The organism is Corynebacterium sp. (assembly GCF_030538285.1).
Lineage (GTDB): Bacteria > Actinomycetota > Actinomycetes > Mycobacteriales > Mycobacteriaceae > Corynebacterium.
The window spans coordinates 22061-30951 of record NZ_JAUNUG010000018.1; the positions used below are offsets into that span (position 1 = coordinate 22061).

At 64.9% G+C, this 8891-nt stretch carries 7 protein-coding genes; 2 read left to right on the top strand and 5 right to left on the bottom strand.

The genetic code is table 11. The features are described 5' to 3' along the window. Positions 1-5: 5 nt before the first annotated feature. The 5 genes from Q4G50_RS07645 to Q4G50_RS07665 all read right to left on the bottom strand — a co-directional run bounded on the left by Q4G50_RS07645 (position 6) and on the right by Q4G50_RS07665 (position 4285). Positions 6-1085, bottom strand: a complete 1080-nt coding sequence (locus Q4G50_RS07645) for a YhjD/YihY/BrkB family envelope integrity protein (RefSeq protein ID WP_303377060.1) — start codon at positions 1083-1085, stop codon at positions 6-8. A 111-nt stretch (positions 1086-1196) separates the two neighbouring features. Continuing rightward, a complete protein-coding gene (gene trpS / locus Q4G50_RS07650; RefSeq protein ID WP_303377061.1) occupies positions 1197-2228 on the bottom strand; it encodes a tryptophan--tRNA ligase in 1032 nt (343 codons plus the stop codon). 78 nt (positions 2229-2306) lie between these two features. Then, on the bottom strand, positions 2307-2495 hold the full coding sequence (locus Q4G50_RS07655) for a hypothetical protein (RefSeq protein WP_303377062.1): 189 nt from the start codon (positions 2493-2495) through the stop codon (positions 2307-2309). 59 nt (positions 2496-2554) lie between these two features. Continuing rightward, positions 2555-3370 carry a trimeric intracellular cation channel family protein gene (locus Q4G50_RS07660; protein ID WP_303377063.1) on the bottom strand — a complete coding sequence of 272 codons (816 nt, stop codon included), beginning with the start codon at positions 3368-3370 and terminating at the stop codon, positions 2555-2557. Positions 3371-3376: 6 nt separating this feature from the next. Next, positions 3377-4285, bottom strand: coding sequence for an exodeoxyribonuclease III (locus Q4G50_RS07665; protein ID WP_303377064.1), 909 nt, complete (start codon positions 4283-4285; stop codon positions 3377-3379). A gap of 98 nt (positions 4286-4383) precedes the next feature. Here Q4G50_RS07665 and Q4G50_RS07670 point away from each other — a divergent pair, with 98 nt between their 5' ends. Further along, on the top strand, positions 4384-6594 hold the full coding sequence (locus tag Q4G50_RS07670; RefSeq protein WP_303377065.1) for an NADP-dependent isocitrate dehydrogenase: 2211 nt from the start codon (positions 4384-4386) through the stop codon (positions 6592-6594). Positions 6595-6977: 383 nt separating this feature from the next. Next, a complete protein-coding gene (locus tag Q4G50_RS07675; RefSeq protein WP_303377066.1) occupies positions 6978-8783 on the top strand; it encodes a S8 family serine peptidase in 1806 nt (601 codons plus the stop codon). Positions 8784-8891 lie beyond the last annotated feature (108 nt).

Genomic DNA, 8891 nt, shown 5'->3' on the forward strand with positions numbered 1-8891 from the left:
GGCCGCTACTTCCGGCGCAGCAGCGCGATGGCTCCGGCACCGATGGCGGCGGCGGCCGCACCCAGGCCAGCGGCCGTGCCGGCACCCGGGCCGCGGTTGACTTCCTGGCGCACGCGGATGACGGCGGGTTCCGGGGCCGGCATCTGTGCCAGGGCCATGGACTCCTCAGAGGTCGCCGCCCACGCGGAGACGTAGAGCACCAGGCGCCACACCAGGTAGAGCAGGACCATGAGACCGATGATCGGGCCGAAGGTGGCACCCGCCGGGTTGGACAGCGCGTTGGAGGCGAACAGCGAACCGAGCTGCTTGATCACCTCGAAGGCGATGGCTCCGATGAGGGCGGCCTGGAAGCCGGAGCGCTTGGGCACCTTCGTGCGCGGGAGGTAGAAGATGAACCACGCCATGACCAAGAAGTTGGCCAGGACACCTACGACAATGGACACGAGGAAGGTGATGAAGCGGATGCCCGGCACATCACCGAGTCCGAAAAACTCCAGCACATACATCGTCAGCCCGGAGTTGAAGATCGCGGTGATCGCGAAGGCCAGCACCAGGGCCAGCAGCAGGCCGATCAGGCCCAGCAGGTCGGAGGCCTTGTTCTTGATGAAGTTGCCCACCGCGGTGGGGTCGACCTTCCACATCTTGGACACGCCGTAACGCAGGTTATTCATCCACCCCAGGCCGGACCACAGGGCGGTCAGGGCACCGATGCCGGCGACCGCCCCGCGCTGCTCGATGGCGGTTTCGAGGATGTCGTTGAGCAGGCCGCCGACCTCGCCGTCAACGGAACCGGCGATCTGTTCTTGGAGTTCCGCCAGCGCTTCCGGGCGGTTGGCCAGGAAGGTGGCGATGCCCGCGACCACCAGCATGAGGATGGGGAAGATCGCCAGCACCGAGAAGTAGGTGATGCCCGCGGAGTACTGGTTGCCGCCCATAGAGGAGTAGCGGTCCTGCATGCGCATGAGGTGGTCGACGGTCTCGGAGGTGTCGCGTACCTTATCGACGGCCCCCGGTTCGTCATCACGGACCCGCTCAATACCGAACTCGTCGGCGTATTTCTCATCGGGGTGGGTGCTCGTGGCCACGAAATCTCCTTGAAAACGTCAGTTCCATGATGTTGATATCACTTCAACGGTAGGGAAATTTGTGGCGACGTGCACCCGCAGGGCCCCGGCTGGGGCCGAACCGTTACCTATCTAGCGCAGCGGGCGCAGGAACCCGACCTTGTCGTAGACCTCCTGGAGCAGGGGCTCGGAGACCTCGCGGGCCCGCTCGGCGCCGGCGGCGAGGATGCGCTCGAGCTCCCCGCGGTCGGACATAAGCTCGTCATAACGCGCGCGCAGCGGGGTGGTGAACGCCTCGAGGGCATCCGCGGTGTCGACCTTGAGTGCGCCGTATCCGGTGCCCTCGTATCCGGCGACCAGATCGTCGACCGGGGTGCCGGTCAGCGCCGACTGGATGACCAGCAGGTTGGACACGCCCGGCTTGTTCTCCTTGTCGTAGGCGATGACACCGTCGTTGTCAGTGACGGCGGAGCGGATACGCTTCGAGGAGGTCTTCGGGTCGTCGAGAAGGTTGATGCAGCCCTTGGGGTTCTCGGCGGACTTGGACATTTTCGCAGTCGGGTTCTGCAGGTCCTGGATCTTGGCGGAGCCCTCCGGGATGAAGCCCTCCGGCACAACGAAGGTCTCGCCGTAGCGGGAGTTGAAACGCTCGGCGAGCGTGCGGGTGAGCTCGAGGTGCTGGCGCTGGTCCTCGCCGACGGGTACGAGCTGCGGTTTGTACAGCAGGATGTCGGCGGCCATGAGTACCGGGTAGGTGAACAAGCCGACGGTGGCGCGATCGGTGCCCTGCTTGGCGGATTTGTCCTTGAACTGCGTCATGCGCGAGGCTTCGCCGAAGCCGGTGAGGCAGTTGAACACCCAGGTCAGCTCGGCGTGCTGCGGCACGTGGGACTGGACGAAGAGGGTGGACTTAGCCGGGTCGATGCCCAGGGCGATGAGCTGGGCGGCCCCGGCGATGGTGCGCTGGCGCAGTTCAGCGGGGTCCTGGTCGACGGTGATGGCGTGTAGGTCCGGGATGAAGTAGAACGCGTCGTAGCTATCCTGCAGGTCGATCCACTGCTTGAGGGCGCCGAGGTAGTTGCCCAGGTGGTAGGAGTCCGCTGTCGGCTGGATGCCGGAGAGGACGCGCTGGCGGGTATCGGTCGACGGGTTCTGCTCGTTCATGGTGGTTGAGTCTAGCCCGCGACGCCGAAGGCGGCGTCGATCACCTGCTTATCGACGCCGCCTTGTTCCGCGTGAGCTTTAAAGCTTGCGGGAGGTGGGGCTGTACTTGTCCAGGCCGATGGCGATGGCCACGATGATCAGGGCGCCGCCAGCACCCATGACCAGGGCGGCGACGATGGCCATCACGGCGTGGCCGAGGGCTGCGGCCCAGAACCAGCCGGCGATGAGGAGGGCGGCACCAAGGACCAGGTAGATGAGAGCGCGCATGAAAGTTCCACTTCTCTTGAAGGTTCGATAGTCGTGGAACACTTTAGCACCAGGGGGATCTAGTGGGGGCCGTCATCCGGATCATCTTCCGGCAAGGCCCAGCGTTGCTTCTTCACCTTCCGCCCCTTCTTCTTCCCCAGGAGGGAGTAGCGGGAGGTGTCGAAGCTCATGGTGTTGCGGGAGCGACGCAGGCTGCGTCGGGTGGACTGGTAGTGCACGGAGGAGCGCGGGTTCTTCGATGCGCCGTCGGTCTGATACTCGAAGACGGGCAGGGACAGGCCGAAGTACATGGCGATGACGCGGATGACGAAGGCGGCCACCAGGGTGATGACGATGGTCCAGTTCTCCCCGACCCCCATGGCCTGCAGGCTCATGTAGATGCAGGTGACGAAGATGGAGATCGTCGCGTAGAGCTCCTTGGAGAATACCAGCGGCACCCGGTCGCTCATGAGGTCACGCAGGATACCGCCGGACACGCCGTTGACCACCGAGGCCACACACGCGATGACGAAGCCGTGCCCGAGCCCCAGGGCCATCTGGGTGCCGATGACGGAAAAGGTGGCCAGGCCGACGGCGTCTGCCAGCAGGAACACCTTCCGGAAGTAGTGCATGAGGAAGGACAGCGACACGGTCACCAGGGCGGTGACCACCACGATGATGAGGTAGATCGGCTGTTCCACCCACGTCAGGGGGTAGGTGTCCAACACCATGTCGCGGATCGTGCCGCCGCCCAGGGCCGTCAACGCAGCGAGCGCGACAACGCCGAAGAGGTCCATCTTCTGTTTGCCGGCGGCCAGCGCGGCGGTGATGGCCTCGGCGGTGATACCGATGACGAAGGTGACGACAAGCAGTTGCGCGGTGTCGACGGCGTCCATGGCTTCCTATGAGTCGGAGGAATAAGTCACATTCAGCGGGGAATGATCAGACCAGCGGGTTTCCACGGTGGGTGCGCGATCAACCCAGCTGCGTTCGGCACGCTCCAGCATGCTGGCCGTGGCCGCCTGGTAGTCGATGCGCCAGCCGGCGTTGTTGTTGAATGCCTGCCCGCGGTAAGTCCACCAGGTGTACGGTCCATCCCCCTCCGGCTGGAGGTGACGGGCCACGTCGAACCACCGAGGTGCAGTGGCCGCACCTCGGATGGTACGCCCGGGGTAGTCCACCACCCCGAAGTACTCCCCCAAGCCCGGCTTGTCCTGCGGGGCGTCGTCCGGGAAAGCACCGAACACCGAATCCATGAAAGCGCGCTCATCAGCCAGGAAGCCGGACTTCTTCATGTTTGACTTCCAGTTCTTCAGGTCCTCGCGGCGGTGGCAGATGTTCCAGTCCCCACCGATGACCATGTCCGGGTACTCCTGGGCCAACTGTTCGAGGTAGGGCCCGAACTCGTCGAGGAAGGCGTATTTCTCATCCTGCTTCGCTGACCCCGCAGAGCCCGAGGGCAGGTAGAGCGATGCCACCCGCACACCCTCATAAGTGCCCTCAATCCACCGCCCGGAATCGAGGAAGGAACCGAGACCGACGCGGACGTCGATAAGCGGGGAGCGGGACAAAATGCCCACCCCCGCCCGACCCCGGGCCGCCGCCGGGGCGCCGACATAATGCCAGCCGGCGTCCAGCGCCGGCTGCAGGGCCTTGATGGATTCGTCGACGGTGGCGCGTACCTCCTGGAGCAGCACCACATCAGCGGCGGACTGATCCAACCAGGCGAGCATGCCCAGATTGTCCTCATTGCGCTGCTTCACGGCGGCGCGAATTCCATTGACGTTGACGGAGGTGATGGTCAGACTCATAGAGACCACCATATCCCCGACGGTGGCAGTGGTTAGGTACAGGCAGGTATCCTTAGCCGTTGACACTGCCGAGAATGAAGAAAGCGTTAGGGAGTTACATGGCAAAGATCATCTGGACCCGCACCGACGAGGCCCCGCTGCTCGCGACCTACTCGTTCAAGCCTGTGGTGGAGGCCTTCGCTGGCACCGCTGGTATCGATGTGGAGACCCGCGACATCTCCCTGGCCGGACGCATCCTGGCCCAGTTCCCGGATCGCCTCACCGAGGAGCAGCGCATCGACGACGCTCTCACCGAGCTCGGTGAGCTGGCGAAGACCCCGGAAGCGAACATCATCAAGCTCCCGAACATCTCGGCTTCCGTCCCGCAGCTCAAGGCCGCGATCAAGGAGCTGCAGGAGCAGGGTTATGACCTGCCCGATTACCCGGACTCCCCCGCCACCGACGAGGAGAAGGACGTACGTCAGCGCTACGACGCGGTAAAGGGCTCCGCCGTGAACCCGGTTCTGCGCGAGGGCAACTCTGATCGCCGTGCGCCGGAGGCCGTGAAGAACTTCGTCAAGAAGAACCCGCACCGCATGGGCGAGTGGTCCGCCGACTCCAAGACCAACGTCGCCACCATGGACGCCGATGACTTCCGCCACAACGAGCAGTCCGTCATCCTCCCGGCCGAGGACAGCCTGTCGTTTGTCCACGTCGCCGCCGACGGCACCGAGACCAAGCTGCGCGATGACCTCAAGGTCCAGGCTGGCGAGGTCGTCGACGGCACCGTCATGCGTGCCGCCGCCCTGCAGTCCTTCCTCGACGAGCAGGTCAAGCGCGCCCAGGATGAGGGCATCCTGTTCTCGGTGCACCTCAAGGCGACCATGATGAAGGTCTCCGACCCGATCATCTTTGGCTACGTTGTGCGCACCTTCTTCGCCGACGTCTTCGCCAAGTACGGCGAGGAGCTGGAGGCCGCCGGCCTCAACGGTGAGAACGGTCTCGGCGCCATCTACTCCGGCCTCGAGGACCTGGACAACGGCGAGGAGATCCGCGCCGCCTTCGATCAGGCCCTGTCAGATGGCCCGGACCTGGCGATGGTCAACTCGGATAAGGGCATCACCAACCTGCACGTGCCCTCTGATGTCATCGTCGACGCCTCCATGCCGGCCATGATCCGTACCTCCGGCCAGATGTGGAACAAGAACGACAAGACCCAGGACACCCTGGCTGTCATCCCGGACTCCTCCTACGCCGGCGTCTACCAGGCCGTCATCGAGGACTGCAAGGCCAACGGCGCCTTCGACCCGACCACCATGGGCACCGTCCCCAACGTCGGCCTCATGGCGCAGAAGGCCGAGGAGTACGGCTCCCACGACAAGACCTTCAAGATCGAGTCTGACGGCAAGGTCGAGGTCCGCAACTCCGCCGGCGAGGCACTGCTGGAGCATGAGGTTTCTGAGGGTGACATCTGGCGCGCCTGCCAGACCAAGGACGCCCCGATCCAGGACTGGGTCAAGCTCGCCGTCGACCGCGCCCGCATCTCGAGCATGCCGGCCGTGTTCTGGCTCGACCCGGAGCGCGCCCACGACCGCAACCTCATCTCCCTCGTGGAGAAGTACCTGGCGGACCACGACACCGAGGGCCTGGACATCCGCATCCTCTCCCCCGTCGAGGCCACCAAGTTCTCCGTCGAGCGCATCCGTCGTGGCGAGGACACCATCTCCGTGACCGGTAACGTCCTGCGTGACTACAACACCGACCTCTTCCCGATCCTGGAGCTGGGCACCTCCGCGAAGATGCTCTCGGTCGTGCCGCTCATGGCCGGTGGCGGTCTTTTCGAGACCGGTGCCGGCGGCTCCGCCCCGAAGCATGTCCAGCAGGTCCAGGAGGAAAACCACCTCCGCTGGGATTCCCTCGGCGAGTTCCTCGCCCTGGCCGAGTCCCTGCGCCACGTGGCACGCACCCAGGACAACGCGAAGGCTGGCGTGCTGGCTGACGCCCTGGATAAGGCCACCGAGAAGGTCCTGTCCGAGGGTAAGTCCCCGTCCCGCAAGGTCGGCGAGATCGACAACCGTGGTTCCCACTTCTACCTCGCCGCCTACTGGGCCGAGGCGCTGGCCGCGCAGTCCGAGGACGCCGAGCTGGCGGAGAAGTTCTCCGCCGTCGCTGCTGAGCTGTCCGAGCAGGCTGAGACCATCAACCAGGAGCTCATCGACAACCAGGGTTCCGCCGTGGACCTGGGTGGCTACTACAACCCGTCCGATGACAAGACCTCCGACGTGATGCGTCCGTCGACGAAGTTCAACGAGATCATCGACTCGCTGTAGTTCCCCGCTTATCGACGCCGCCTTCGCCCGGATTTCCGGGCGGGGGCGGTGTTGTGCTTTCCGTGGGGTCTACCGTGTGGAACAGCTGTTTTGCGGGCAGTGGCAGAAGAAGGGCAGAATTATCATATTGCACACATGCTTGTAATATATAACTCTTAATCTGCCCCATTTCGCCAGTTCAGAGCTTGCAAATTTCCTTATTTTCCTCAGTTTCTGGCGCGAGGAACCGGGATTTCCACGCCCCTTATGGATAGCGTGACTCTCGCACGGGCATTTGCCTGGGCACCGCACCATGGCCCACCACGGGCCCAGTCGAGAGGAACACCATGCCACACGCACAACGCCTTCGAAGCGTCCGTTGGACACGGGTCGCGCTGACCGCAGTGGTCGGAACCCTGGCCGCGAGCACCCTGTCCAGCCCCTCCACCGCCCAGGAGGCGCAACCTCCAGGGGAGGACATCATTGCCACCGACGATCTGGTGGACCGCGAACAGACCACGGACCTCACCCCGACGAACCGCTTCCTCGTCTCCTACCACCCCGGGACCATGAACACTTCCGAGGACAGGGAAGGCGTGGTGACCCAGGCGCTGGAAGATATCGGGGCGGAGGAATCTTCCGCCACCGAACTCCGCGAGACCGCCACCGGCGCCGCCGTCATCGAAAGCGCCCAGGAGCTCACCCCTGAGCAGTCGGATGAGGTGCTCGATCGGCTCAACGCCGATCCGGCTGTGGAGTACGCGGAAATCGACGCCATCCTCAGCATCCTCGACCGCCCCAACGATCCCCACTTTCCCCGCCAATGGCCGTTGACCGGAACAGCCGGGATCGACATTCTCCCCGCCTGGGATATCTCGCGGGGTGAGGGGCAGACGGTGGCCGTCATCGACACCGGCATCACGGCCCACCCGGACCTCAACGACAACTTACTGCCCGGATACGACTTCATCTCCGACAGTTCCCGGGCCCGCGATGGCGATGGCCGCGACAATGACCCCCGGGATGAAGGCGACTGGCACACCGCCGGCGAGTGTGGAACCAACCGGGCGGCGAACTCGTCCTGGCACGGCACCCATGTCGCGGGCACCATCGCTGCTGTCACCGGCAACGGCGAAGGCATCGCCGGCGTCGCGCCCAGGGCAGGGATCGTCCCCATCCGGGCCCTGGGAATGTGCGGTGGATACCTCTCCGACATCACTGACTCGGTCATCTGGGCGGCCGGCGGCTCCGTGCCTCAGGCCCCCGCCAACGCCCACCCGGCAGACGTCATCAACATGTCCCTCGGTGGCTCCGGACAATGCTCCCCCACCTACCAGCGAGCCATCGACCTGGCAGTCAGCCGCAATGCCACTGTGGTCGTCGCGGCTGGCAACGAGAATCGGGATGCCTCCCAGGTCCAGCCCGCCAACTGCAACAACACCATCACCGTGGGAGCTGTCGGGGATTCGGGACAGCGTGCCTCCTACTCCAACTACGGTTCCACCGTCGATGTCTGGGCACCGGGTGGCGATCAGTCACGCGGCGCTGGCGTGCTGTCCACCATCAACACCGGACGCACCACCCCCAGCCAGCCTTCCTATGGTGAATACCAGGGAACGTCCATGGCCGCCCCGCACGTGGCTGGTGTCGCCGCCCTCATCGGTGCCGCCGTCCCCGGGGCTAACACCAGTGAGGTCAGCCAGCGAATCATGGACAGTACGGGCAACGGGACGATCGTCAAGGCCCCGCGGGCCCTGCAGGGGGCGACCCCGCCGAACCCGGAGCCGGAGCCGGAGAACCCTGGAGCACCTGAAGCCCCCGAGGACCCCGCCGAGATCAATGCGGCCCTTCTGCAGGCCACCAACCAGGCTCGCTCCCGTGCGGGTGTCCCACCCCTTCAGGCCCGCCCCGAGCTGGGTAGCCTGGCGCAGGACTGGGCAGAGACCATGAGCCGGGACAATCGCCTGTACCACCGCCCGGACCTGCGTCGACACTCAAACAATGAGTACACGGTCTCCGAGAACATCCTGTACATGCGCGGTGGCACCATCACCGCAGAGAGCATTGTGCAGGTGTGGATGAACTCGCCTCAGCACCGCGCTAACCTGCTCAATCCACGCCACCGTTGGCTGGGAGTGGGAGTGGCGGAATCCGCTGACGGCACCACCTATGCGGTGCAGAATTTCGGCACCCCGCGCATCTCACGCTAGCTTTCCGCAGAGCACCGCCCCTTAGGCGTCGGCGGCCCCCCTGGCCCCCCCCCCCCCGAGCCCGTCCAATCGGCGGCAGGTGGTGTACCTCCGGCGGGTGTGCCGAAA